This is a genomic window from Mesorhizobium sp. Cs1321R2N1 (assembly GCF_037179725.1).
Classification (GTDB): domain Bacteria; phylum Pseudomonadota; class Alphaproteobacteria; order Rhizobiales; family Rhizobiaceae; genus Mesorhizobium; species Mesorhizobium salmacidum.
In genome coordinates, this window is the sequence record NZ_JAPYKP010000042.1 from 18,103 (window position 1) to 40,764 (window position 22,662).

A 22,662-nucleotide genomic window follows, 5' to 3' on the forward strand; every position below is an offset into this window, starting at 1 on the left:
CTACTTGCCGGCCAGAAGATCCTTGATCAGCCGCTGGCAGCGCTCCGCCATGAAGTCGAGCAGCAGCCGCACCTTGGGGTCCTGCAGCTTCTTGTGCGGATAAACGGCCGCGAACTGCACCGGCGTCGGTGGCGTGTTGCTCAGGATCACCTTTAGCCGGCGGTCGCGGATGAACGGCTCGACCTCGAAGCGCGGCTTGTTGATGATGCCGCGCCCTGACAGCGCCCAACCGGTCAGCACGTCGCCATCATCGGTGTCGTAGGGGCCGTGTACCTCGAACTTTTGCGGCCCGGTCGGGGTCTGCAAGGTCCAGACATATTCGCGCGCGCCGGAATAGCGCAGCATCAGGCAGTCATGTTTCCTGCCGATCAGCTCCTGCGGCTCCATCGGCTCGCCGCGCGCCTCCAGATATTTTGGTGCGGCGACCAGCACGCGCTCGCATTCCATGATGCCACGCATCCGAAGACTGGAATCTTCGATGATGCCGAGCCGGAAGGCGACGTCGATGCCTTCCTTCATGATGTCGACATTGTGGTCCGAGAGCCTGAGCCGCACCTCGATGTCAGGGTATTTGTCATGGAAATCGGGAATGCCCGAGGCCACCAGCCGTCGCCCGAGACCGAGCGGCGCGGTGACGCGGATGGTGCCGCGCGGCTGGCCGGACAGCGCCGAGACGGCAGCCTCCGCCTCGGTGATCGCTTCCAGCACCTGCTTGGCGCCGGAATAGAAAACGGTGCCGTGTTCCGTTGGCATCAACTGCCGGGTGGTGCGGTTGAACAGCCGCACGCCGAGATGCTTCTCCAGTTCCTTGATGCGATTGGAGGCGACAGCCGGCGAAATGCGCATGTCGCGGCCGGCCGCCGACAGATTGCCGAGCTCGACGACGCGGACGAAGACGGCGATGTTGTCGAGATAGGCCATACGGAGCACTTTCGCCGGTTTGGGCCATCAACCTAGTATTTTCCAATTTTTTTTGAAAGTCATCGTATACCTCGCCTCTTTTCGTTTGCGCGCCACACCGTAAAGTCACCGGATCGGCAGGGACGACTTCAATGATGGATTTCGCGATTTTCTGGGACTGGCTGAACTTCGCCGTGCGCTGGCTGCACGTCGTTACCGGCATCGCCTGGATCGGCTCGTCCTTCTACTTCGTCGCGCTCGATCTTGGCCTGCGCCAGCGCCCGGGCATGCCGGTCGGCGCCTTCGGCGAGGAATGGCAGGTGCATGGCGGCGGCTTCTACCACATCCAGAAATATCTGGTGGCGCCGGCCGAGATGCCGGAACACCTGACTTGGTTCAAATGGGAATCCTACGCCACCTGGCTGTCCGGCTTCGCCATGCTGTGCGTGGTTTATTACGCCGGCGCTGACCTGTTCCTGATTGATCCCAACGTGCTGCCGATGTCGGTGCCGGTCGGCATCCTGCTGTCAATGGCGACGATCGGCGTCGGCTGGGTGGTCTATGATCTCTTGTGCCGCTCGCCGCTCGGAAAAAGCGATACCGGACTGATGCTGGTCCTCTACGGCGTGCTGGTGTTCATCGCCTGGGGGCTGACGCATCTGTTCACCGGCCGCGCCGCCTTCCTGCATCTGGGTGCCATCACCGCGACGATCATGTCGGCCAATGTCTTCATGGTCATCATTCCCAACCAGAAGATCGTCGTCGCCGACCTCATCGCCGGCCGCAAGCCGGATCCGAAATACGGCAAGATCGCCAAGCAGCGTTCGCTCCACAACAACTATCTGACGTTGCCGGTGCTGTTCCTGATGCTGTCGAACCACTATCCGCTGGCGTTCGGCACCGAGTTCAACTGGGTCATCGCCTCGCTGGTGTTCATCATCGGCGTCCTGATCCGGCATTATTTCAACACCCGGCACAAGCGTGCCGGCAATCCGCACTGGACGTGGCTGGGTGCCCTTGTCCTGTTCCTCATCATCATCTGGCTGTCGACCGTGCCGAAGGTGCTGACTGGCGAGCCCAAGGCCTCCGCCGCGGCTGAGGTCTATATTGCATCGGCGCATTTCCCGGCGGTGCGCGACACCGTGCTCGGCCGCTGCTCGATGTGCCATGCGCAGGAGCCGGTCTATGAAGGCATCTATCACGCACCCAAGGGGGTGATGCTGGATACCGACGCCGGCATCGCCGAGCATGCCCGCGAGATCTATCTGCAGGCCGGCCGCAGCCACGCCATGCCGCCAGCCAATGTCTCGCGGATCACCGACAAGGAACGGGCGTTGCTGGTGGCGTGGTTCGAAGGCGCGGGGAAATAAGCATGACCTCGACACTTCTGCGTGGCCGCACGCTGTCCTTCGTGCGCTGGCCGCAAACCATCGACGACCACTCCGCCTGGCGCTACGAGGAGGATGGCGGACTGCTGATAAGCGACGGCAGGATCGTTGCAGCAGGCGCCTATGCCGATGTCGAGAAACAGGCCGGTGAGACGGCGAAAAAAATCGACCACCGGCCGCATCTGCTGCTGCCGGGCTTCATCGATGCCCATGTGCATTTCCCGCAGATGCAGGTCATCGCGTCCTATGGCGCCGAATTGCTCGATTGGCTGAACACCTACACCTTTCCCGAGGAGACAAAATTCGCCAACGCCCAGCATGGCCGCCGCATCGCGCGCCTGTTCCTTGATGAGACGGTGCGCCATGGCACCACCACGGTTGCCGCCTACTGCTCGGTGCACAAGGCGTCGGCGGAAGCCTTCTTCGCCGAGTCGCATGCGCGCGACATGCTCAACGTCGCCGGCAAGGTGATGATGGACCGCAACGCGCCCGAAGGCGTGCTCGATACGCCGCAATCGGGCTATGACGACACCAAGGCGCTGATCGCCGAATGGCACGGCAAGGGCCGCCAGCTTTATGCCATCACGCCACGTTTCGCCATCACCTCGTCACCGGAGCAGATGGAGATGGCCGGCGTGTTGTGCCGCGAACATCCCGACCTGCACATGCAGACGCATCTGTCGGAAAACCACGCCGAGATCGCCTTCACCGGGGAACTCTACCCTTGGTCGCGCGACTACACCGATGTTTACGAGCATTATGGGCTGCTGGGCAAAAAGAGCCTGTTCGGCCACTGCATCCATTTGTCGGAGCGCGAGGCGGACGCGCTGTCGGACAGCGGTTCGGTGGCCGTGTTTTGCCCGACCTCGAACCTGTTCCTCGGTTCCGGCCTGTTCGACTATCAGCGCTTTCGCCGCCGCGACAAGCCGTTGCGCATAGGTGCCGCCACCGATGTCGGCGGCGGCACAAACTATTCGATGCTGCGCACCATGGACGAGGGCTACAAGGTCATCGCGCTCAATGGCGAGAAGCTGAACCCGTTCCAGTCTTTCTGGCAGATCACGCGCGGCAACGCAGAGGCGCTGTCGGTGGCGGACAAGATCGGCACGCTGGAGGAAGCCACCGATGCAGACATCGTCGTGCTCGATGCCAGGGCGACGCCCGCCATGCGGCTCAGGATGGAAACGGTCGAGACGCTGGCGCAGGAATTGTTTCTGCTGCAGACGCTTGGCGACGACCGCGCCGTGCGCGAGGTCTATGTGGCGGGACGGGCGGCCAAAAGCGACATGATCGCGGGGTGAACCCCGTCTTGCCAACCGAATTGCGAAGGGCAATTCGGGGCGATCCGGCCTCTCCCCAAGGAGAGAGGAGACCGCCGGCGCTGGCGCCAGGCTCTTCTCCAAACCGGGGACAACGCGGCCGCGCAGCGGCCGGATGAGGGGGGGCCGCGATGGAAGCTTGACCGGGCCGATGTTGTCGTACAAACGACACGTCACGATTTTCGGAGAAAAGAGACATGGCCGTTGCTGACGACATCGCTCTGATCAAGAGACAGGAAGAGACCCTTGTCTTCGCAGCCTTCGACGAGGCCGTCGCCTTCGAGATCGGCGCAGCCATCCGTGGTCGTGCAATGGCCGAGAACCTGCCGATCATCGTCGACATCAGGCTATGGGACCGGCCGCTTTTCTATGCCGCCATGCCGGGTTCGAACGCTTCCAACCCCGACTGGGCGCGGCGCAAGATCAATGTCGTGAAGCGCTATCTCAGAAGCACTTACCGTCTGGTGCTTGAACAGCAACGTCCTGACCGCACCTTCAAGATCGGCGAGGGGCTGGATATTGCTGACTACGTGCTGGCCGGCGGCGGCTTCCCGGTCACGGTCAAGGGCGCGGGTGTCATCGGTGTGATCGCGGTGTCTGGCCTGCCGGAGCGCCAGGATCATGGCGTGGTGTTCGATGCGCTGTGCGATCACCTGGGCATAGACAGGCGCGAGCTGGCGCTGTCCGCGGACCCCGAATGACCGTGCCCGATCCCAAGGTTTTTCTCACCTCGATCTTCAATGCCGCCGTCGCCGCCGCCGATCCGGAGCGTACCATCCGCGACCATTTGCCGGCCAAGCCAAGGGGCCGCACCATCGTCATCGGCGCCGGCAAGGGCTCGGCGCAGATGGCCGCGGCCTTCGAAAAGGTCTGGGATGGCCCGATCGAAGGGCTGGTCGTCACCCGCTACGGCTATGGTGCCAAATGCGAGCGTATCGAGATCATCGAGGCGGCGCATCCGGTGCCGGACGCCGCCGGGCTCGAGGCCTCGCGGCGGCTGCTGGACAAGGTGCAAGGGCTGACAGCGGACGATCTGGTCGTGGCGCTGATTTCCGGCGGCGGTTCGGCGCTGCTGCCGTCTCCAGCCGCCGGCCTGACGCTGGCCGACGAGATCGCCGTCAACGAGGCGCTGCTCGCCTCCGGCGCGCCGATCGCGGCGATGAACACCATCCGCAAACACCTCTCCACCATCAAGGGCGGCCGGCTGGCTGCCGCGGCCTGGCCGGCCAAGGTGGTGTCGCTGGTGGTGTCAGACATTCCTGGCGACAATCCGGCCCTTGTCGCGTCCGGCCCGACCGTTCCCGATACCGGCAGCCGTGAAGATGCGCTGGCTTCGATATCCGCCTATGGCATGAAACTGCCGAACGCGGTCATGGCGCACATCCAGTCGCCTGCGGCCGACGCGCCAGATCCCGACGACGAGCGCTTTGCGCGCAACGAGGTGCACCTGATCGCCTCCGCCGGTGTGTCGCTGGAAGCGGCGGCAGTGGAAGCGAGGCGGCAAGGCATTGAAGCCGTCATCCTCTCCGATGCCGTTCAAGGCGAAGCGCGCGAGGTCGGCGGCGTCCACGCCGCGATTGCCCGCGAAGTGGCGACGCGCAACCGGCCCTTCCAAAAGCCGGTTCTGATCCTGTCGGGCGGTGAGACCACCGTGACCTTGCGGGCCAAAGGCAAGGGTGGCCGCAACTCGGAATTCCTGCTCGCCTTCGCCATCGGCATCAATGGCGTGGAGGGTATTCATGCCTTGGGGGCCGACACCGACGGCATCGACGGTTCGGAAAACAATGCCGGCGCCTTCGCCGACGGCTCGACCGTTTCGCGCATGCGCGCGGCGGGCGTGGATGCCAAGGCGATGCTCGCCGGCAACAACGCCTGGACAGCCTTCAATGCCGTCGGTGATCTCTTCGTGCCCGGCCCGACCGGCACGAACGTCAACGATCTCAGGGCAATTCTCGTCCGCTAATGCATGTCGCCCAAGTGACCTCGGTTTTGGGGGAAGGACATTCATCAAAACAAAGACCTAAAGCGCGTCGCATGGGTCCGTTTCGACGCGACGCGCGCTAGAGCAATTCCAGGAAAAGTGCGTAGCGGTTTTCCGCCTGGAATTGCGTGAAAACCAAGAGTTAGAGCGGTTCGGCGTTTCCAACAAACACTGAACCGCTCTAGACCGGCAATCAAGCGGCCATAAGCCGCTTCACCTGCTTCATATCCTGCAAAAACCGCTCGCGTTCGGCCTCTTTGTCGGCGTGATCACGAATGCGCAGGATGAAGGAGGGATGAATGGTGATGAAGACCCGCAAGCCATCCTCGCGTTCGATCACCTGGCCGCGCATCTTGGTCACCGGTATCGCCTTGCCAAGCAGGGACAGCGCCGCAGTGGCGCCGAGCGCCACGGCGACGTTCGGCTTGATCAGGTCAAACTCCTGGTCGAGCCACCAGCGGCAGGCTTGAACCTCGCCGACATTCGGCTTGGAATGGATGCGCCGCTTGCCGCGCGGCTCGAATTTGAAGTGCTTGACCGCGTTGGTGACGTAGACCTTCAGGCGATCGACCCCGGCATCGTCCAATATGGCATCGAACACCTTGCCCGCCGGGCCGACGAATGGCTGGCCGGCGAGGTCTTCCTGGTCGCCCGGCTGTTCGCCGACAAAAATCACCTTGGCATCGTCAGGCCCTTCACCGAATACCGTCTGCGTCGCATCGCGCCAAAGCGGACAGCGGCGGCATCCCTTGGCGACCTCTCGCAATTCGGAAACCGTGTCCGCGGCATCGTCATCAGGTGTTTCGGCTGGCTGCTGCTTCGGCCAGTGCCTCGCCTGCACCTTGGCCTGGTGCGGCGCCGGCGTTGTCGGCATCTTCGCAATCATATCTCTGGCGGCCTTGTCCGCTCTCGCGACCAAGTCAGGAATGAGCGAGGCCTCGGGAAGGTTCCGCCAATATTTCTATGGGAAAGCTGATACGCCACCTCATTTTGATGACGACGGCGAAAAAGTGATCGTCGCCGGGTCACCCAGCCATCAGACTTCGTGCAGATAAAGATGATAGTCCAGTTCGCTGACCGTGCGCGCCACGCGCAGGTATTCGGACTGCTTGATCGCCACGAAGGTGCGGTGCAGGTCCTCGCCGAGCGCGCCTTTCAGGAAGCTGGACGCCTTGGCTGCTTCGATGGCGGCGCGCCAATCGGCTGGCATCGTCGTACGGGTGACGGACGCCTCATAGCCATTGCCGGTCGTTTCGGGGCCTGGATCAAGCCCTTCATCGAGGCCTTTGACGATGCCGGCGAGCACCGTCGCCGCAATCAGATAGGGGTTGGCGTCGACGCCGGACGGACGATGTTCGATGCGCCGGTTTTTCGCATCGCCCGCCGGCACGCGTAGCGCCACCGAGCGGTTGTTGACGCCCCAGGTCGGCGCGACCGGTGCATAGGATTGCGAGACGAAGCGGCGCCAGGAATTGGCGTGCGGCGCAAACACCAGCATCGATTCCGCCATGGTCTGGATCAGCCCGCCGAGGCCACGCAGCAGCGGCAACGACCAGTTCTCGCCGGCTGCTTCGGAAAAGACGTTTCGGCCGTCCTTGTCCTGGAGCGAGACATGGAAATGCATGCCGGAGCCGGCATATTTCTCGATCGGCTTGGCCATGAAGCAGGCGGTGACGCCGTGGCGGCGCGCCTGCGCCCGCACCAGCCGCTTCAGCATGACCAGATCGTCCGCCGCCCGGATCACGTCCTTGCGGTAGTTCAGCGTCAATTCGTACTGGCCAGGCGCATATTCCGAGATCACCGTCTCGGCCGGAATGCCTTGCGCCTTGGCGGCGGCGTAGATGTCGGAGAACAGCGGCTCCATGCCGTGCAGATGGTCGACGGAATAGACTTCCGTCTTGCCCGAGACGCGGCCATCGAGCACCGCGCGCGCCGGCTGCACCTTGCCCTCGGCATCGCGCTCATTGGCCAGCAGAAAAAACTCCAGCTCGAAGGCGCCAGCCGGATGGAGGCCCTTGGCCGCCAGTATGTCGACCTGCCGGGCAAGCGCCAGCCGTGGGTCCGACGACATTGGCTGGCCGTCGAGATGGTGCATCGCCATCAGCACCTGGCCGCGGGGCGGGTTCGTGCCGTAAAGCGGCACCAGCGTGCCGGGAATCGGCCAGGCCCTCAGATCGCCATCGCCGCTGTCCCAGATCAGCCCGGTTTCGTGCACATCCTCGCCGGTGATGTCGAGGCCGAGGATCGAGATCGGCATATGCCGGCCGCCTTCGAAAATGCTTTTCAGCTCATGCCGGCGCACGATCTTGCCGCGCCCGACGCCGTTGGCGTCGGTCAGCACGATATCGAAGGCCTCGACCTCGGGATGGGCGTCGAGGAAGGCTTGCGCCTCGGTGGGCGTCGAGCCCGAAGGTGAAGTCATGATGGAACTCAGGTTTGGCTTGGTGGCTTGTCTCATGCCGCAAGCTTTGCCGCAACCGAGCCAAAAGCGGTGATCAGTCGGTTGACCTGGGCGCCTGACGTTGCCGGTGAGATCAGCATCATGTTGTGGAAGGGTGCGATCAGCACGCCGCGATTGACCAGCGCGACATGGATGGCGGCCTCCAGTTCCGGTGCATGCGCACCCTCCGCCTCGGCGCCGTTGCGCAGCGGGCCGGGCGCGCAGATGAACTCGACGCGGGCCCCGACACGGGAGACATGCCAGGGCAGACGATGGCGATCGATCACGCCGGTCAGCCCGGCATCGAGCCGCCGCGCCAGATGATCCAGGCGGTCGTAATTCTCCTGCGTCATCACCTCCTCGAGTGTGGCGCGCATCGCCGCGAACTGCAGCGGGTTGGCCGACAGGGTCGTGCCCATGCCGGAATAGCCAGGCTCTTTCGTCCTGTTGTAGTCGGCATAGCGCGACGCGACCTCCTCGCTCATGCCCCAGACGCTCGCCGGCACGCCGCCGGCAATCGGCTTGCCCAGCACGAACAAGTCCGGCTCCAGCCCATATTTCCTGGTGTAGCCGCCCGGGCCGGTCGAGATCGTGTGCGTCTCGTCGATCAAAAGCAGCGTGCCCGCTTCGCGCGTCAATTTTCGCAACTCCTCATGGTAGCCGGCATCGGCAAGAACCATGCAGGAATTGGTCAGCACCGGCTCGGCAATGACGCAACCGATATCCCTGTCCTTCAGCGCCGCTTCGAGAGCGGCGACATCGTTGAATTCGATGACCTTGGCCGTGCGGGTCAGGTCGCGGAATTCACCCGCCAGTCCTGGCCGGTTGACGGGCTTGCCGTCGATCAGCCGCACCATCGTCTCGTCCACCGAGCCGTGATAGCAGCCGTTGAAGACCAGGATTTTTTCTCTCCCAGTGATGGCGCGGGCGACGCGTAGCGCGAACCGGTTGGCGTCGGTCGCCGTCGTCGCGATCTGCCAGAACGGCAGGCCGAAGCGCTGCTGCAGCAGCGGCCCGATGGCGAGCGCGTCTTCCGAAGGCAGCATGTAGGTCAAGCCGCGCCCAGCCTGGCGGCGAAGGGCGCGTGCCACCGGCGGCGGCGAATGGCCGAACATCGAACCGGTGTCGCCGAGGCAGAAATCGTCGAGCTTGTTGCCGTCCATGTCGGTGATCGTGGCGCCGCGGGCACTGTCGACCAGGATCGGAAACGGCGTCGGCCAGTCGTTCATCCAGTGCATCGGCACGCCGCCGAAGAAGCCGGAGATACCATTGCCGACCTTGGCCTGCGATTTCGGCCGCGCCTTGCGGAATACGGCACCTTCCGTCTCGCGCAATTGCGCGATGCGGTCGCGGCTGATGCCGCCGATGGTTTTTGAACTGTCGCTGTGCATGAAAACCCCTCTGGCACGTCCCTCTTAGCCAATCCACCTCCGCGACGGCAATTGGCCGCGCGGCCGTTCTGCATTGGCTCAGCCCTAGCTGGCGGCGCTTGACGCTCTGCGCGAAGTCGGCGCCAATGGGAACGGCAATAGGGGGCAAGGGAAATGCGGACGATCATCTGCGTGACGGCACTGTTCCTGTCGGCCGGTACGGCCTGTGCGACCGGCGGCATCTGGTGCTCCGTCGATGATCCCCAGGTGAAATTCCAGGTCGATGCCGGCGTCACCACCGGCATGGGCGGCCCGACCTTCAACTTCCGCGGCGACCTCGAAATCAAGGCAAGGCCCGCCGGCGATCAGCTGCGCAGGACCACTTTCGAGAACTCCAACCTCATCCAATACTGGCTCGACAACAAGGAGCTGCGGCTGAACATCTACCACGAGCAGGAGGTGGCCCAGACCTACGGTTCGGTCGAACTGACGATCCTGACCAGGGCCAGCGACGAGGGCGTCTATGATGGAGATTACAAACTCGCCGTCTATGACAGCACGGGCGACAAGGACAGCGATGGCAAGCCGGTCGATCTGACCGGCAAGATTTCCTGCGGCGCCGAGTAATCCGCTGTTTCGAAACTACGCAGTGATGTCGATGACGCCGCAGTCGCCGGCGGCACTGCCGAAGGCGACGCGGCGTTCTTCCTTGTCCCACATCATCGCGGTGATGGCGCCTTTGCCCGGGCGCCGCAAAAGCACTTCCTTGGCGTCGGAAAAGCGCACCGCCATGACCATGCCGTCGTCATAGCCTACGGCGACGACATCCTGGCTCGGGTGGCAAGCGACCGCCGTCACCATGGCGTTGCCGCGCGTGCCGAGTTCCAGCGGCGCCTTGCCCATCGGCCCGTCCTTGGCCGAAAACGGCCAGACGATCGCCGCCGGCGCGCCGGAACTGGCCAGCCACTTGCCTTTCACGCTCCACGACAGGCTTTTAACCTTGCCGGGATAGCCGCTCATGCGCATGTGCTTGCCGTCGGCGAGTTTCCAGCCATGCAGGGCGTTTTCCTGCATGGTGGTAACCAGAAAGGCGCCATCCGGCGAGAAGGTGATGCCGGTGTGGGCGCCCGCCCATTCGAGTTCCACCGGCTTGCCTTCGGCGGCCGGGAAATGCAGCGTCGCGCCATTGTAGCGGGCAACGCCGAAGCGCATGCCCTTGGGCGAGAACGCCAGCCCCTCGACCGAGCGCGGATGGGCAAATTCCCGGGTCTTGCCATCGGCGAAGCGCACGAAGGCGGTCTTGCCCGTGGCATAGGCGATGGCCCCTTGCGGCCCGGCGGCAACGCTGGTGATCCATTTCTTGCCGGCGCTCGCCACCTCCTGGGTCTCACCGCCGGCTTTGACGGCAAACACCTTGCCGTCCTCACCGCCGGTGATCAGCCGGTCGTTGGCCGCGTCATGAAAGGCCGCGAGCAGCCCATCATTGGCCTGCACAGTCTTGTGGCCATTGTCGAGCCGATGGATAGCGCCATCGGCCAGCGCGAAATGCGGCACATCGCCAAGGAAGACGGCGGTAACGCAATGGCCTTCGAGATCAAGCGGGGCGACTGTGGGCATGATTGTCTTTGTTCAACTGAATGAGATTACAGAGGCGGCTTACTCGACGTTTGCGGTTCCGGCAACCGGCAGATCAGATGGCGAGAGGCTGTCATCAAAGCAGGCCCTTCGCCCGCAGATCGGTTGCGAACGTCGCCAATGGCATCACCAAGGTCAGATCCGATCTATCGAGACGCTCGGCCCCGTAGCTGGCATACCATCTTGCGGCCCGCTCGCTCTTGGCATCGATGATGAGCAGGATGCCGCCGCCTTCGCCAGCAAGTCGCAAGCAGCGCAACGCGGCGGCGGCAAGCAGTTGACCTCCAAGTCCTTGCCTGGCGACGCTGCGGTCGGTCGCCAGCCGGACAAGCTTGAAGCCGGAAACCTCGTGCCGCGCCAAGCCTCTCGTCATCGTCTCCGGCACGGTTTCATGAGCAATGGCTGACGGCGCGATCGTATAGAAGCCAAAGATCCGCTCCAAAGCGGTATCGTCGATCGCACAGAAAGTCTTGGCGGCATTTTGTTCGTGGCTTTGCCGCGCGAACCGCCGCAGAAAATCGTTCATCTGCGCATCGCCGCAATCGAACGAGGCCCGATCATGGCGTTTCGCAATCGGCTCCTCGTGCCAGGCGGGAAGCGTCACAGAGTATCCGGCAAGGCTGCGATCGCTGCTCGGAGCTTGGCATTGGGTTTCGGCGGGTTCTCCAGCAGATCGAGTATACGTGTGAAATCGCGGTCGGACACTTTCGCAACCTCGGCTGCTTCGATTACGGCCTGTGCTTCCGGAACCACCTTGTTGAGAATGAAGTCGGTAACGTCCTGATGAGATAGCGCGGCGGCGCGCGCGATCATCGCCTTCTGCGCAGGCGCGATGCGGATTTGATAGCGCTCGGTTTTGTTGTCGGCCGACCTGGGCATCGGAAATCTCCTCGGGTCCATGTACACATGATATGTGTACATGGACCCATAGTCAATCTCGAGAGCCTTCAATACAGCCCTACGAGGCTTGGCAGGCCTCGAAACTCTTCCTCAGCCGCTCGGCGTCGAGTTCGCGGCCGATGAACACCAGCCGGCTTTCGTGCTTCTCGCCGTCCTTCCAGGCGCGCTGGTGGTCGCCTTCGATGATCATGTGCACGCCCTGGATGACATAGCGCTCATCATCCCCCTTGAGCGCGATGATGCCTTTCAGTCGCAGGATGTTGGGGCCTTCCATCTGGGTGATCTTCTCGATCCAAGGGAAGAATTTCTTCGGGTCCATCTCGCCGCCGCGCAGCGACACCGACTGCACCGTCACGTCATGGATGTCGGAAGGATGTGCGTGATGGTCATGCCCGTCATGATCATGGTGGTGGTGATCGTGGCCATCATGGTCGTGATGATCATGATCATGATCATGATCATGATCATGGTCATGGTGATCATGATCATCATGCGCCTCGAGGAAATGCGGATCGTTTTCCAATGCCCGGGACAGGTCGAAGGCGCCGCGGTCGAGCACTTCCGACAGGTCGACACCGGCGCGGGTCGTACGATGGATCCTGGCCGCCGGATTGATGGCGCGGATCGTCGCCTCGACCTTGGCGAGCTCTTCCGGGGTCACAAGGTCGGTCTTGTTGAGCACCACGACGTCGGCGAAGGCGATCTGGTCCTCGGCTTCCCTGGAATCCTTGAGCCGCAGCGGCAAATGCTTGGCGTCGACCAGCGCCACCACGGCATCGAGTTTGGTCTTGGAGCGCACGTCGTCGTCCATGAAGAAGGTCTGCGCCACCGGCACCGGATCGGCGAGCCCGGTGGTCTCGACGACGATGGCGTCGAAGCGGCCGGGCCGGCGCATCAGGCCCTCGACGACGCGGATCAGGTCGCCGCGCACCGTGCAGCAGACGCAGCCATTGTTCATCTCGTAGATTTCCTCGTCGGATTCCACGATCAACTCGTTGTCGATGCCGATCTCGCCGAATTCGTTGACGATGACGGCGTAACGCTTGCCGTGGGTCTCCGACAGGATGCGGTTGAGCAGCGTCGTCTTGCCGGCGCCGAGATAGCCGGTAAGAACGGTTACGGGGATCTGCGTCTGTGCGTCGCTCATGGCTTGCCTCGAAATGACTGGGCCCTGAAATCCAGGCCGCGAAAGGGATTGTCGGTTCCATATAGGATGTGCGCCGGGCTTTTGCACGGGGCAAACCATGGGCCAAATTTTACCGCTGGGATTCGTTCTGACATCGTGGCCGCGAAAAGCGGTCGCCGCCGCGCGATGGAATGATCAGGGGGTCGCCTTGCCCGGCCTGCCGGGTGTCGGACCGCATTCACGCAGCGGTTGGTCCGAATTTCCTGCACGCGAAACTCGTTTGTCATCTAACTGAAATAAACATCTGGCATCACCACGGCGGACACCGCAAATGCTTGCCGGCAAAGCTGTTTCGGATGCCGGAATCTTTTTCGATCGTCGATTGCCAACCGGCCGGCTGCGTCTATGCTGTGCGCACCGGTACGGCCGAAGAGGGATGACCATGGCCAAGGCGGACAAGACTGCAACGATGAGCCGGCTGCATTCGGCGGCAAGGCTGGCAAGGACCGCGCTGGCGGCACGGCTTCTGGCGCACGGCTTCTACGCCGGCCAGGATCAGATCATGCTGTCGCTGGACCGCGAGGACGGCCAGACACCGGGCAATCTTGCCGGGCGTCTCGGCGTGCGTCCGCCGACCATCACCAAGACCATCAACCGGCTGCAGGCGCAGGGCTTTCTGGAAAAACGCGCATCGGAATCCGATGCCCGCCAGGCCCATATCTTCCTCACCGATACCGGCCGTGAAACCATCCGCGCCATCGAGAAGTCGGTGAAGAAGACCGAAAAGCAGGCGCTGAAGGGCCTCGACAAGAAAGACCAGAAGGCGCTGTTCAAGCTGCTCGCCCGTATCGAGGCCAACCTCTCCAACGAGGAACTGGTGCTGATCGACGACGACGCCGAGGCGGACGAATGATCTCTTCGGCTATCCAGCCGCCGCGGCAGCTCCGTGGATCAAGGACGACCAGCGTCCCGGTGTCATGCCGAACGCTTTCTTGAATTGCCTGTTGAAATGGCTCTGGTCGCTGAAGCCGGCCTCGACCGCGATCTGTGCCAGGGGCTCGCCGGCGGCGATCATCCTGCGCGCGCTCTGAAGCCGGCGCATCACCAGGAAACGATGCGGACTGGTCGAGAAGGCCGCGCGGAAATGTCTCGACAGGGCATAGCGGTCGAGACCCGTGATGGCTTCCAACTCGTCCGAACGCACGGGCCGGTCGAGGTTTTCCGTGAGATATTCGCGCGCCAGGGTCGCCGCCCGCCACGCCGTCCCGGCTAGTGCCTTTGCCGGCTGACCGGCATGCCGGGCGAGGCTTTGCATCAGTTGAGCCAGGAAGTCGTCGATGAATAGCTCGTCGAGTTCCCGCTCCAATGGCCCGAGCGCCGAAAGCAGCGTCGCGCAGAAGGCATCGTCCGTCACCACGCCATCCCTGACGAACGGCAGCGCCGTGCCGCCGAGACAGTCGAGCATCAGTGACGGCTCGAGATAGAGCATTCTGTAGCGCAGGCCTTCCTCGGTGCCCGCGCCGCCATCGTGCAATTCGTCCGGATGCAGCACGATGACCTGGCCGGGCAGGCTGTGCTGCGCGGCACCACGATAGCGAAAGGTCTGCACGCCGCGCAGCGTCACCCCGATCGCATAGGTGTCGTGGCGATGCGGATCGAAGGCGCTGCCGTGAAACCGCGCCTCGATGCGCTCCATCCCCGCAGGGTCGGGAGCGGAGATGATGCAGCTTTCAGCGGCATCGGCGCACAAACGTCCAAGACCCTCGAAGGCCTGGCGGTCTAGTTCGAACGACATCGTCTCCTTCAGCCTCGCAATACGGGGCTTAACCTCGAATGGCGCATTTTCTCATGTTTGATACGAAATTTGCAATCGTACTGCGGGAAGACCTGCCCGTCTGGCAGAAACTCAACGTCACCGCCTTCCTGACCAGCGGCGTCGTCGCGCAATTCCCCGACATCATCGGCGAGCCCTATCGCGACCGCGCCGACAATCTCTACAATCCCCTATCGATCCAGCCGGTCATCGTGCTCTCGGCCGACCATGCAGCGCTTGGTGCGATCCACCGGCGTGCGCTGGAACGCGGCGTCACCACCTCGCTCTATGTCGAGGAGATGTTTTCGACCGGCTTCGACGCCGCCAATCGCGCCGTCTTTGCCGAATTCGCGCCCGAAGACGCCAAGGTGGTCGGCATCGCGCTGCGCGCCGGGAAGAAGGTCGTCGACAAGATCACCAAGGGTGCCCGCATGCATGCATAGAGCAAACTCACAAACTCAATCGACTGGCTGCCGCCGATCGAGAAGAGCGGCATACAGTGCCGCCAGCAATGCGAATGCCGCCGACACCAGCATCATGGACAAAAGCGCTGGAGCTGAACCTGCAAGAAACAGACCGGCGATGGAGGCGATGACTGCCCCGCCGCCGATCCTCATTGCGGCGGCCAGTCCTGTGGCGGTGCCAACCAGATCCGGCCGCGGAACGGTGCATGTCGTCAAGTCGGCATGCTTTCGACGTCGATCAACAAAAAAAGACCATGGAGCCTGTACTCAGACTTGACCTGAGCTGGTGGCGGTTTGGGCCGTGACATGCCGGACGAGGCTAAGCCTGTCCAGGCGTCTTGTTGTGCCAGACGGTTTTGGCTTGCCGGCAAGCGACAATTCCCGCAAAGGTGGGCTCCAGCCCAGCTTTCCCCCGGCCTGCACGTGAATCCTTCCCAAAGAGATGCAGAAAGCGTGACGCCGCCGGTGGCGATCCTGTGCATGCTGACGACCTATGTCTTCTTCACCTTCCTCGACACCAGCAGCAAATATCTCGTCCTTGCAGGCGTCTCCGTCCTGATCGTCGCCTGGGTGCGTTTTGCCGTGCATGTCGTGCTGGTCGGGGCGCTGCTGCGCGGCTGGCGCGAGCCGGTGCGGTTCCGCCCGGTCAACTTGCCCGCGCATGTGATACGCGGCGCCTTCCTGTTCGGCTCGACCATGTTCAACGTCCTGGCGCTGCGCTCCCTGCAACTGGCCGAGACGACATCGATCTATTTCTTCGGGCCCATGGTGATCACCGCGCTTGCCGGCCCGCTGCTGGGCGAATGGGCCGGTTGGCGGCGTTGGCTAGCGATCCTGGCCGCTTTCGCCGGGGTCTTGATCATCACGAGGCCGGGTGTCGGTGTTTTCGGCGTCGGACATCTCTTCGCGCTCGGCTCGATGCTGTCGAACTGCTTCTATGTCATCATGACGCGCCGCATGTCGGCGACCGAAACGTCGGAAAGCCTGATCCTGTTCTCGGCGCTGGCGCCGGCGGTGCTGCTTTTACCCATGCTGCCGTTCTCCTTCTCCTTGCCGCACGATGGGTGGCACTGGTTCGTCCTGCTCATGCTTGGTGTGTTCGGCGGCGTCGGCCATTGGCTGCTGGTCCAGGCCTATCGGCTGGCGACGACCACGGCGCTGGCGCCCTATCCCTATTCGCAGATGGTGTGGATGATCATTTCCGGCTGGCTTGTCTTCAACCAGTTCCCCGACCGCTGGACGCTGGTCGGCGCCGCCATAATCGTCGCCAGCGGCCTCTACATCGTCCATCGCGAACGCCGGCTTCGGCTCCGCAGCCGCGCGGCCTCGGATGTCGAGGCCGAAGCACTGGCAAAAAAACTTTGATTTGGCCCCGATCGATGGCATAAGGCCGCCCTAAACAGTTTAAAAAACGACGGGGGAGCGAAAGCCTGGCACAGAAGATCAAGCTGTCGACGATCGCGGATGCGCTCGGCGTGTCCACGGCCACGGTTTCGCTGGCGCTGCGCGACAGTCCGCTGGTCGCCGGCTCGACGCGCGACCGCATCAAGGAACACGCCCGCGCCATCGGCTATATCTACAACCGCCGCGCCGCCAGTCTGCGCACCTCGCGCTCGGGTATTGTCGGTGTCGTCGTGCACGACATCATGAACCCGTTCTTCGCCGAGATCCTGCGCTCGATCGAGAGCGAGCTCGACCGCAGCCGGCAAACCTTCATCCTGTCCAATCATTATGATCAGCTCGAAAAGCAGCGCACCTTCATCGATACGCTGCTGCAGCTCGGCGCCGACGGCGTCATCATGTCGCCGGCCATCGGCACGCCCGCATCAGATATCGTCATGGCCGAGGAGAACGGCTTGCCGGCGGTGCTGATCGCACGCACCGTGGAGGGCGCCGACGTGCCGGTGTTTCGCGGTGACGATGCCTATGGCACGGGCCTAGCCACCAACCACCTGATCTCGCTCGGCCACAAGCGCATCGCCATGATTGGCGGCACCGACCAGACCTCGACCGGGCGTGATCGCTACCAGGGCTATGTCAACGCCATGGAGGCGGCGGGGCTTGAAGTCAGACCGTCCTGGCGCATTGCCGGCCCGCGCACCAAGCAAGCCGGCTTCGAGGCGGCCGGGCAGTTCCTGGCGCTGAAGGACAGACCGACCGCCGCCTGCTGCTGGAACGACCTCGTCGCCATCGGCCTGATGAACGGCATAGCGCGCGCCGGCCTGGTGCCGGGCATCGACATCTCCGTTACCGGCTATGACGATCTCGAGGAGGCGGCGATCGCCACGCCGGCGCTGACCACCGTCTGGAACGGGCAGCGCGAAGTCGGTCGCCGCGCCGCCAGCGCGCTGCTCGACAAGCTCAACGGGCAGACGGTGCGGCCCTCGCAGGAATTGATCAAGCCGGAACTGCATGTGCGCCAGTCGACCGGCAAGCCGGTGGAGCGTGCATGACCAGGGCCAAGGATCTGCAAGCCGTCGCCGTTTTGGTGCCGGCGGATTTCAGCGATCACGCCGTCGGGCGTATCGAACGGACCTTCAGGCGCGTCGGCATCGAGCGCGCCGATCCGGCGCTGGTCTCCGAGGAGATGCGCCGCGCCGTGCGTGGCATCGCATCCTTTGCCGGTATCAGTGCGGCGATGATGGATGCGTTGCCCAATCTCGAACTCATCGCCTCCTTCGGCGTCGGCTATGATTCGGTCGACGTCCACCATGCGGCGGCGAAGAACATCATGGTCACCAACACGCCCGACGTCCTGACCGAGGAGGTCGCCGACACCGCGATCGGCCTGCTGATCAACACAATCCGCGACCTGCCGCGCGCCGAGACCTGGCTGCGTGACGGCAGCTGGGTGCGCAAGGGCAACTATCCGCTGAGCCGGCTGACCTTGCGCGCGCGCCGTGTCGGCATTTTCGGCATGGGCCGCATCGGCCAGGCCATTGCACGGCGGCTGGAGGCGTTCGGACTGCCGGTCGCCTATCACAATCGGCGTCGTGTCGAAGGTCTTGCCTACCAGTATCACGCGACGCTGAAGGGCTTGGCCGAGGCGGTCGACACGCTGATTTCGGTGGCGCCCGGCGGTGCTTCGACACAGAAAGCGGTCAATGCCGAGATCCTGTCGGCGCTCGGCGCGAACGGCGTCTTCGTCAACATCGGCCGCGGCAGCACCGTCGACGAGGCGGCCCTGGCGGCCGCTCTCGCCGGCGGCACCATCGCCGCAGCCGGGCTCGATGTCTTCGCCGACGAGCCGAATGTCCCCAAGGCGTTGCTCGACTTGCCAAACACCTCTCTGTTGCCGCATGTCGGCTCGGCTTCGGAGCATACGCGCCGCGCCATGGCCGATCTGTGCGTCGACAATCTGATGTCGTGGTTCAGCGAGCGCCGGCCGCTGACACCGGTGCCCGAGACTGTTGACGTGAAGGCACGCGCTTGAGCGCCGGGCTCTGCCCTATTTATTAACGTCTGCTTAACCCTTTGAAATCATTCTTCATTCTGTGTACGCGTGGGTGAGGATCGGGATGAAGACGCTTTCCACATTGATCGGGGCCTCTGCCTTGTTCGGCGGCGTTCAGCTGTTTCATGCCGGCGGTGTTGAAAGCGTCGGCGAAGAGGCCACGCCGTCCGACACCTACAGGCTGGTCGCCAATGGCGACGAGGGGGCCTGCGCGGTCACGCGCGGCGCCTCGGTCTCGGATGGCTTGTCGCTGTTGACCGTGGCTCCGAATTGCCGACGGCTCCTGCCGGGCCTCGATCAGGCGAAATTCTGGCGCGAGCAAAACGACGGAACGGTCGCCTTCAGCGCCAACGGCATCGATCCGATCGTCACCTTCGCCGTGGCTGACGGCAACGGCTACGAATCCTACGCCCCGGCGCTGCCGTTGCTGTCGCTGGCATCGGACGTGAAGCGCGGAGACTGACTACTCAGCCGCGGCCCGTGCGCCGGCTTTCGCCGCCGCGTGCAAACGCACCGCATCACCGAAAGCGCGAAAAATCTTGGCGGAATTGCTGTCCGATTTGACCCAGTATTCGGGATGCCATTGGACGCCGACGGCGAAGGCGCGCGCGCCCTTGACCGAAACCGCTTCGACCGTGCCGTCAGCGGCGACAGCCTCGATCTCGAGCTTCGAGCCCAACCGGTCGATCGCCTGGCGATGCAAGGAATTGACCTTGATGTCGCCCGCGCCGAACACGCCGGCGAGGCAACTGCCTGGCTTGATCGAAATGGTCTGGTGAATGGCGAAGCGCTCATCCTGTTTGTCGCTCACCGCCGCGCGGTGGTCCAGCGACCCCTCGCGCTCCTGGATCTCGGTGCCCAGCGTGCCGCCAAGCGCAACGTTCAACTCCTGGATGCCGCGGCAGATGGCAAGCAGCGGCACGCCGCGCTCGATCGCCTTGCGGATCAACGGCAGCGTCGTGGAGTCGCGCGCGGTGTCATAGGGGCCATTGGCTTCGCTGGCATCGCCGCCATAGAGCGAGGGATCGACATTGGATTTCGAGCCGGTCAGCATGACGCCGTCGACCGACGACAGGAGTTCGTCGAAGTCCAGCCGGTCGCCGAACGAGGGCACCAGCAGGGGGAAAACGCCGGCACCTACGATTGCTGCTTCCAGATATTGTTGGGGCGCGGCATGCCAGGTGTAGTTGTCGAATTGACGGACGTCGGTCGATATGGCGACGAGCGGCTGCTGCATTTTGGTCTGTTTTCCATCTGGAAGGGATGTCCTGCCTTTAAAATAAGCGATCCCCGGGCATTTTTCCAGCCAAGTTTCAGCGTGTCGCATGGGCCATGAAACCGCCTGTTAGACTATAGTTGCAGGGTCGCGCGGCTTCGCCACCAAATCCGGCCGCGGTGCTGGACTCGACTCCTTGCCCGTGTATTGTTTCGTGCGAACCGATGCGGGGGCCGAGGATTTCCCGAACGTCGGTCTGTTGATCCAAAAGGGAGGAACTGCATGGATCGTCGTTCATTCATCCGCAAGGCCGGCGTCACCGGCGTCGGCGCAGCCGCGGCAGCGGCCACGCTCGCCGCACCGGCAATAGCCCAGTCCAATCCCAAGGTGACATGGCGGCTGGCGTCCTCCTTCCCGAAGTCGCTCGACACCATCTATGGCGGGGCCGAAGTGTTCTCCAAGATGCTGTCTGAAGCCACCGACGGCAATTTCCAGATTCAGGTCTTTGCCGCCGGCGAACTCGTTCCCGGCCTGCAGGCCGCCGACGCCACCACGGCCGGCACGGTCGAGGCCTGCCACACGGTGGCATATTATTACTGGGGCAAGGATCCGACATGGGCGCTGGGTGCGGCGGTGCCCTTCTCGCTCAACGCGCGCGGCATGAATGCGTGGCACTACCATGGCGGCGGCATCGACCTATTCAATGAGTTCCTCGCCACGCAAGGTCTTTTCGGCCTGCCGGGCGGCAACACCGGCGTGCAGATGGGTGGCTGGTTCCGCAAGGAGATCAACACCGTCGCCGACCTCTCCGGCCTCAAGATGCGCATCGGCGGCTTTGCCGGCAAAGTGGTGCAGAAGCTCGGCGTCGTGCCGCAGCAGATCGCCGGCGGCGACATCTATCCGGCGCTGGAAAAGGGCACCATCGACGCCGCTGAATGGGTCGGCCCCTATGACGACGAGAAGCTCGGCTTCTACAAGGTCGCCCCCTATTACTACTATCCGGGCTGGTGGGAGGGCGGCCCGACCGTCCACCTGATGTTCAACAAGGCGAAATACGACGAGCTTTCGCCGATCTACAAATCGCTGCTGCGCACGTGCGCCCAGGCCGCCGATGCCAACATGCTGCAGAAATACGACTACGTGAACCCTCCGGCGGTGAAGCGGCTGGTGGCCGGCGGGGCGAAACTGCGTCCGTTCAGCCAGGAGATCATGGCCGCGTGCTTCGAGAAGGCCAACGAGGTCTATGCCGAAATGGAAGCCTCGAACGCGCCGTTCAAGAAGATCTGGGAATCGATCAAGGGCTTCCGCAAGGAGCACTATCTCTGGGCGCAGGTGGCCGAATACAACTACGACACCTTCATGATGGTCCAGCAGCGCAACGGCAAGCTGTAGGCGATCGCACTTTGCTTGTTCGAAAGCCCCGGGCTCTTCTGTCCCGGGGCTTTTCCTTGCTCAACGGCGACGGCAATTGCCAGACGCCCGAAGCCCGCGCCTCAGCCCGAACCCGGCACCACCAGCACCTTCACTTCGCCTGGAGCCGGCGCGTTGGCGATCACCGCCGGCGCCTCTTCGAGCGTGACTTGCCTGGAGATCAGCCGGTCGATCTCGATGGCGCCCGACGCGATGAGCGCGGCGGCGCGGCGGTGTGTGTAGGGGTTGAGGAACGAGCCCAGCACCTTCAGCTCCCGGAACAACAGGTCGAAGGGCTCGAATTCCGCCTTCATGCCTTGCGGTGTCACGCCGACGATGACGACGGTGCCGCCGGCCCTTGCCAGCCGTATCGATTGCTCGACGGTCTCGCGCACACCGGCGCATTCGAACACCACGTCGACGCCATCAGGCATCAGGCCGGTCGGACCGGCGATGGCATCGATCACATCGGCGGCTGTGGGATCGACCGTCGCCGTCGCACCGAGTTCCCTGGCAAGCGCGCGCCGCGAGGCTTGCCTTGTCGACAGGATGATGGTGGTGGCCCCGGCAAGCCGCGCCAGTTGAACGGTGAGCAGGCCGATGACACCGCCGCCGAGCACGACAACCGAACTGCCTGGCCTGATCTCGGCAAGCTCGACGCCGTGCAGGCAGCAGCCGAGCGGCTCGCAGAACGCGCCATGTGTCGGCTTCATATCCGCAGGAAGGAGAAAAGCCTGTTTCTGCGGCATCACCACATAATTGGCAAAGCCGCCGTCGCGGTGGATGCCGATGGCGGTGAGATTGCGGCACAGATTGACGCGGCCGGCATGGCAGTGGCCGCAGCGTCCGCAGGCAATGTTGGGGTCGCCAGTGACCCGGTCACCGACGGCAAAGCCGGAGACGGCGGTGCCGACCGCCTCGATGATGCCGGAGAATTCGTGCCCGGGCGTCACTGGAGGCCTGCAGGGGAACTCGCCGTGGAAAAGATGCCGGTCGGTGCCGCAAACACCGCAGGCCTCGATCCGCACCAGAAGCTCGTCCGGACCGGGGACCGGCTTGGGAATTTCGCGTAGCGCGATGCTGCCCACTCTCTCCAGCCGCACGGCTTTCATGGCGTCTTCCCCCCGAGCTCAGTTGAAATTCGGCGGCTGCGACAGGTCCGGCGTCGGTGCCGCCGGCTTGGCTGGTGGCGTATCGCCGAAATTCGGCGGTTGCGACAGGTCGGGCGTGCCGGGCGCCGCCGGTG

24 protein-coding genes are annotated in these 22,662 nt (G+C 63.5%); 12 read left to right on the top strand and 12 right to left on the bottom strand.

What is annotated here, in order from left to right; all coding sequences use genetic code 11:
* Positions 1-921 (bottom strand): LysR family transcriptional regulator, encoded by a 921-nt coding sequence (locus O7A61_RS13640; protein WP_027142784.1) that lies wholly within the window; start codon positions 919-921, stop codon positions 1-3.
* 131 nt (positions 922-1,052) lie between these two features.
* On the opposite strand from O7A61_RS13640, the gene O7A61_RS13645 reads away from it, so the two are divergent.
* The 4 genes from O7A61_RS13645 to O7A61_RS13660 all read left to right on the top strand — a co-directional run bounded on the left by O7A61_RS13645 (position 1,053) and on the right by O7A61_RS13660 (position 5,570).
* Positions 1,053-2,270 carry a urate hydroxylase PuuD gene (locus O7A61_RS13645; RefSeq protein ID WP_337130249.1) on the top strand — a complete coding sequence of 406 codons (1,218 nt, stop codon included), beginning with the start codon at positions 1,053-1,055 and terminating at the stop codon, positions 2,268-2,270.
* Positions 2,271-2,272: 2 nt separating this feature from the next.
* Positions 2,273-3,589: a guanine deaminase gene (gene guaD / locus O7A61_RS13650; protein ID WP_337130250.1), complete on the top strand. Its 1,317-nt coding sequence runs from the start codon at positions 2,273-2,275 to the stop codon at positions 3,587-3,589.
* A gap of 215 nt (positions 3,590-3,804) precedes the next feature.
* Positions 3,805-4,308, top strand: coding sequence for a heme-degrading domain-containing protein (locus tag O7A61_RS13655; RefSeq protein ID WP_337130251.1), 504 nt, complete (start codon positions 3,805-3,807; stop codon positions 4,306-4,308).
* Positions 4,305-5,570 carry a glycerate kinase type-2 family protein gene (locus tag O7A61_RS13660; protein WP_337130252.1) on the top strand — a complete coding sequence of 422 codons (1,266 nt, stop codon included), beginning with the start codon at positions 4,305-4,307 and terminating at the stop codon, positions 5,568-5,570. Before O7A61_RS13655 ends, O7A61_RS13660 begins: the two co-directional genes overlap by 4 nt.
* A 211-nt stretch (positions 5,571-5,781) precedes the next feature.
* Here O7A61_RS13660 and O7A61_RS13665 read toward each other — a convergent pair whose 3' ends face one another.
* The 3 genes from O7A61_RS13665 to O7A61_RS13675 form a co-directional block, all read right to left on the bottom strand.
* Positions 5,782-6,462 (bottom strand): UdgX family uracil-DNA binding protein, encoded by a 681-nt coding sequence (locus O7A61_RS13665; RefSeq protein WP_442921067.1) that lies wholly within the window; start codon positions 6,460-6,462, stop codon positions 5,782-5,784.
* Between the two features lie 162 nt (positions 6,463-6,624).
* Entirely contained in the window at positions 6,625-8,010 is a 1,386-nt protein-coding gene (locus O7A61_RS13670) for a glutamine synthetase family protein (RefSeq protein ID WP_337130254.1), read from the bottom strand.
* A gap of 32 nt (positions 8,011-8,042) precedes the next feature.
* Positions 8,043-9,419, bottom strand: a complete 1,377-nt coding sequence (locus O7A61_RS13675; RefSeq protein ID WP_337130255.1) for an aspartate aminotransferase family protein — start codon at positions 9,417-9,419, stop codon at positions 8,043-8,045.
* A gap of 153 nt (positions 9,420-9,572) precedes the next feature.
* Here O7A61_RS13675 and O7A61_RS13680 point away from each other — a divergent pair, with 153 nt between their 5' ends.
* On the top strand, positions 9,573-10,025 hold the full coding sequence (locus O7A61_RS13680; protein WP_337130256.1) for a hypothetical protein: 453 nt from the start codon (positions 9,573-9,575) through the stop codon (positions 10,023-10,025).
* Between the two features lie 15 nt (positions 10,026-10,040).
* Here the strand turns inward: O7A61_RS13680 and O7A61_RS13685 are convergent, their stop codons facing one another.
* The 4 genes from O7A61_RS13685 to O7A61_RS13700 all read right to left on the bottom strand — a co-directional run bounded on the left by O7A61_RS13685 (position 10,041) and on the right by O7A61_RS13700 (position 13,080).
* The gene (locus tag O7A61_RS13685) at positions 10,041-11,015 is read right to left on the bottom strand and encodes a WD40 repeat domain-containing protein (protein WP_140506748.1); all 975 of its coding nucleotides are present in this window, start codon (positions 11,013-11,015) and stop codon (positions 10,041-10,043) included.
* Between the two features lie 94 nt (positions 11,016-11,109).
* On the bottom strand, positions 11,110-11,637 hold the full coding sequence (locus O7A61_RS13690) for a GNAT family N-acetyltransferase (protein ID WP_337130257.1): 528 nt from the start codon (positions 11,635-11,637) through the stop codon (positions 11,110-11,112).
* Positions 11,634-11,912 carry a type II toxin-antitoxin system TacA family antitoxin gene (locus tag O7A61_RS13695; RefSeq protein ID WP_027142795.1) on the bottom strand — a complete coding sequence of 93 codons (279 nt, stop codon included), beginning with the start codon at positions 11,910-11,912 and terminating at the stop codon, positions 11,634-11,636. The genes O7A61_RS13690 and O7A61_RS13695 overlap by 4 nt, the downstream gene beginning before the upstream one ends.
* Before the next feature lie 79 nt (positions 11,913-11,991).
* On the bottom strand, positions 11,992-13,080 hold the full coding sequence (locus O7A61_RS13700; RefSeq protein WP_337130258.1) for a CobW family GTP-binding protein: 1,089 nt from the start codon (positions 13,078-13,080) through the stop codon (positions 11,992-11,994).
* Positions 13,081-13,501: 421 nt separating this feature from the next.
* Here O7A61_RS13700 and O7A61_RS13705 point away from each other — a divergent pair, with 421 nt between their 5' ends.
* Entirely contained in the window at positions 13,502-13,972 is a 471-nt protein-coding gene (locus tag O7A61_RS13705; RefSeq protein ID WP_027142797.1) for a MarR family winged helix-turn-helix transcriptional regulator, read from the top strand.
* 9 nt (positions 13,973-13,981) lie between these two features.
* Here the strand turns inward: O7A61_RS13705 and O7A61_RS13710 are convergent, their stop codons facing one another.
* Positions 13,982-14,854 (bottom strand): AraC family transcriptional regulator, encoded by an 873-nt coding sequence (locus O7A61_RS13710; RefSeq protein ID WP_337130259.1) that lies wholly within the window; start codon positions 14,852-14,854, stop codon positions 13,982-13,984.
* Positions 14,855-14,907: 53 nt separating this feature from the next.
* Here O7A61_RS13710 and O7A61_RS13715 point away from each other — a divergent pair, with 53 nt between their 5' ends.
* Entirely contained in the window at positions 14,908-15,315 is a 408-nt protein-coding gene (locus tag O7A61_RS13715) for a DUF2000 family protein (RefSeq protein ID WP_337104544.1), read from the top strand.
* 15 nt (positions 15,316-15,330) lie between these two features.
* Here O7A61_RS13715 and O7A61_RS13720 read toward each other — a convergent pair whose 3' ends face one another.
* A complete protein-coding gene (locus O7A61_RS13720) occupies positions 15,331-15,489 on the bottom strand; it encodes a hypothetical protein (RefSeq protein ID WP_337130260.1) in 159 nt (52 codons plus the stop codon).
* 327 nt (positions 15,490-15,816) lie between these two features.
* On the opposite strand from O7A61_RS13720, the gene O7A61_RS13725 reads away from it, so the two are divergent.
* From O7A61_RS13725 to O7A61_RS13740, 4 genes are all read left to right on the top strand, one after another.
* Positions 15,817-16,701: a DMT family transporter gene (locus tag O7A61_RS13725; RefSeq protein WP_337130265.1), complete on the top strand. Its 885-nt coding sequence runs from the start codon at positions 15,817-15,819 to the stop codon at positions 16,699-16,701.
* Positions 16,702-16,766: 65 nt separating this feature from the next.
* Positions 16,767-17,789: a LacI family DNA-binding transcriptional regulator gene (locus tag O7A61_RS13730; RefSeq protein ID WP_084636511.1), complete on the top strand. Its 1,023-nt coding sequence runs from the start codon at positions 16,767-16,769 to the stop codon at positions 17,787-17,789.
* Complete coding sequence (locus O7A61_RS13735) at positions 17,786-18,769, top strand: 2-hydroxyacid dehydrogenase (protein WP_337130261.1); 984 nt, start codon at positions 17,786-17,788, stop codon at positions 18,767-18,769. The genes O7A61_RS13730 and O7A61_RS13735 overlap by 4 nt, the downstream gene beginning before the upstream one ends.
* Positions 18,770-18,854: 85 nt before the next feature.
* Entirely contained in the window at positions 18,855-19,253 is a 399-nt protein-coding gene (locus O7A61_RS13740; protein ID WP_337130262.1) for a hypothetical protein, read from the top strand.
* On the opposite strand, the gene O7A61_RS13745 is transcribed toward O7A61_RS13740, so the two are convergent.
* The gene (locus O7A61_RS13745; RefSeq protein ID WP_140506725.1) at positions 19,254-20,027 is read right to left on the bottom strand and encodes a gamma-glutamyl-gamma-aminobutyrate hydrolase family protein; all 774 of its coding nucleotides are present in this window, start codon (positions 20,025-20,027) and stop codon (positions 19,254-19,256) included.
* A gap of 261 nt (positions 20,028-20,288) precedes the next feature.
* On the opposite strand from O7A61_RS13745, the gene O7A61_RS13750 reads away from it, so the two are divergent.
* Complete coding sequence (locus O7A61_RS13750) at positions 20,289-21,398, top strand: TRAP transporter substrate-binding protein (RefSeq protein ID WP_337130263.1); 1,110 nt, start codon at positions 20,289-20,291, stop codon at positions 21,396-21,398.
* A 101-nt stretch (positions 21,399-21,499) separates the two neighbouring features.
* On the opposite strand, the gene O7A61_RS13755 is transcribed toward O7A61_RS13750, so the two are convergent.
* Positions 21,500-22,528, bottom strand: a complete 1,029-nt coding sequence (locus tag O7A61_RS13755) for a zinc-dependent alcohol dehydrogenase family protein (protein ID WP_337130264.1) — start codon at positions 22,526-22,528, stop codon at positions 21,500-21,502.
* Between the last annotated feature and the right edge of the window lie 134 nt (positions 22,529-22,662).

Coding starts and splice junctions, on each gene's coding strand:
- O7A61_RS13695 (WP_027142795.1), bottom strand. CDS start 11,912: ATGCCCAGGTCGGCCGACAACAAAACCGAGCGCTATCAAATCCGCATC.
- O7A61_RS13670 (WP_337130254.1), bottom strand. CDS start 8,010: ATGACTTCACCTTCGGGCTCGACGCCCACCGAGGCGCAAGCCTTCCTC.
- O7A61_RS13640 (WP_027142784.1), bottom strand. CDS start 921: ATGGCCTATCTCGACAACATCGCCGTCTTCGTCCGCGTCGTCGAGCTC.
- O7A61_RS13700 (WP_337130258.1), bottom strand. CDS start 13,080: ATGAGCGACGCACAGACGCAGATCCCCGTAACCGTTCTTACCGGCTAT.
- O7A61_RS13675 (WP_337130255.1), bottom strand. CDS start 9,419: ATGCACAGCGACAGTTCAAAAACCATCGGCGGCATCAGCCGCGACCGC.
- O7A61_RS13680 (WP_337130256.1), top strand. CDS start 9,573: ATGCGGACGATCATCTGCGTGACGGCACTGTTCCTGTCGGCCGGTACG.
- O7A61_RS13665 (WP_442921067.1), bottom strand. CDS start 6,462: ATGCCGACAACGCCGGCGCCGCACCAGGCCAAGGTGCAGGCGAGGCAC.
- O7A61_RS13750 (WP_337130263.1), top strand. CDS start 20,289: ATGGATCGTCGTTCATTCATCCGCAAGGCCGGCGTCACCGGCGTCGGC.
- O7A61_RS13660 (WP_337130252.1), top strand. CDS start 4,305: ATGACCGTGCCCGATCCCAAGGTTTTTCTCACCTCGATCTTCAATGCC.
- O7A61_RS13705 (WP_027142797.1), top strand. CDS start 13,502: ATGGCCAAGGCGGACAAGACTGCAACGATGAGCCGGCTGCATTCGGCG.
- O7A61_RS13645 (WP_337130249.1), top strand. CDS start 1,053: ATGATGGATTTCGCGATTTTCTGGGACTGGCTGAACTTCGCCGTGCGC.
- O7A61_RS13710 (WP_337130259.1), bottom strand. CDS start 14,854: ATGTCGTTCGAACTAGACCGCCAGGCCTTCGAGGGTCTTGGACGTTTG.
- guaD (WP_337130250.1), top strand. CDS start 2,273: ATGACCTCGACACTTCTGCGTGGCCGCACGCTGTCCTTCGTGCGCTGG.
- O7A61_RS13745 (WP_140506725.1), bottom strand. CDS start 20,027: ATGCAGCAGCCGCTCGTCGCCATATCGACCGACGTCCGTCAATTCGAC.
- O7A61_RS13740 (WP_337130262.1), top strand. CDS start 18,855: ATGAAGACGCTTTCCACATTGATCGGGGCCTCTGCCTTGTTCGGCGGC.
- O7A61_RS13715 (WP_337104544.1), top strand. CDS start 14,908: ATGTTTGATACGAAATTTGCAATCGTACTGCGGGAAGACCTGCCCGTC.
- O7A61_RS13755 (WP_337130264.1), bottom strand. CDS start 22,528: ATGAAAGCCGTGCGGCTGGAGAGAGTGGGCAGCATCGCGCTACGCGAA.
- O7A61_RS13720 (WP_337130260.1), bottom strand. CDS start 15,489: ATGAGGATCGGCGGCGGGGCAGTCATCGCCTCCATCGCCGGTCTGTTT.
- O7A61_RS13685 (WP_140506748.1), bottom strand. CDS start 11,015: ATGCCCACAGTCGCCCCGCTTGATCTCGAAGGCCATTGCGTTACCGCC.
- O7A61_RS13655 (WP_337130251.1), top strand. CDS start 3,805: ATGGCCGTTGCTGACGACATCGCTCTGATCAAGAGACAGGAAGAGACC.
- O7A61_RS13725 (WP_337130265.1), top strand. CDS start 15,817: ATGCTGACGACCTATGTCTTCTTCACCTTCCTCGACACCAGCAGCAAA.
- O7A61_RS13735 (WP_337130261.1), top strand. CDS start 17,786: ATGACCAGGGCCAAGGATCTGCAAGCCGTCGCCGTTTTGGTGCCGGCG.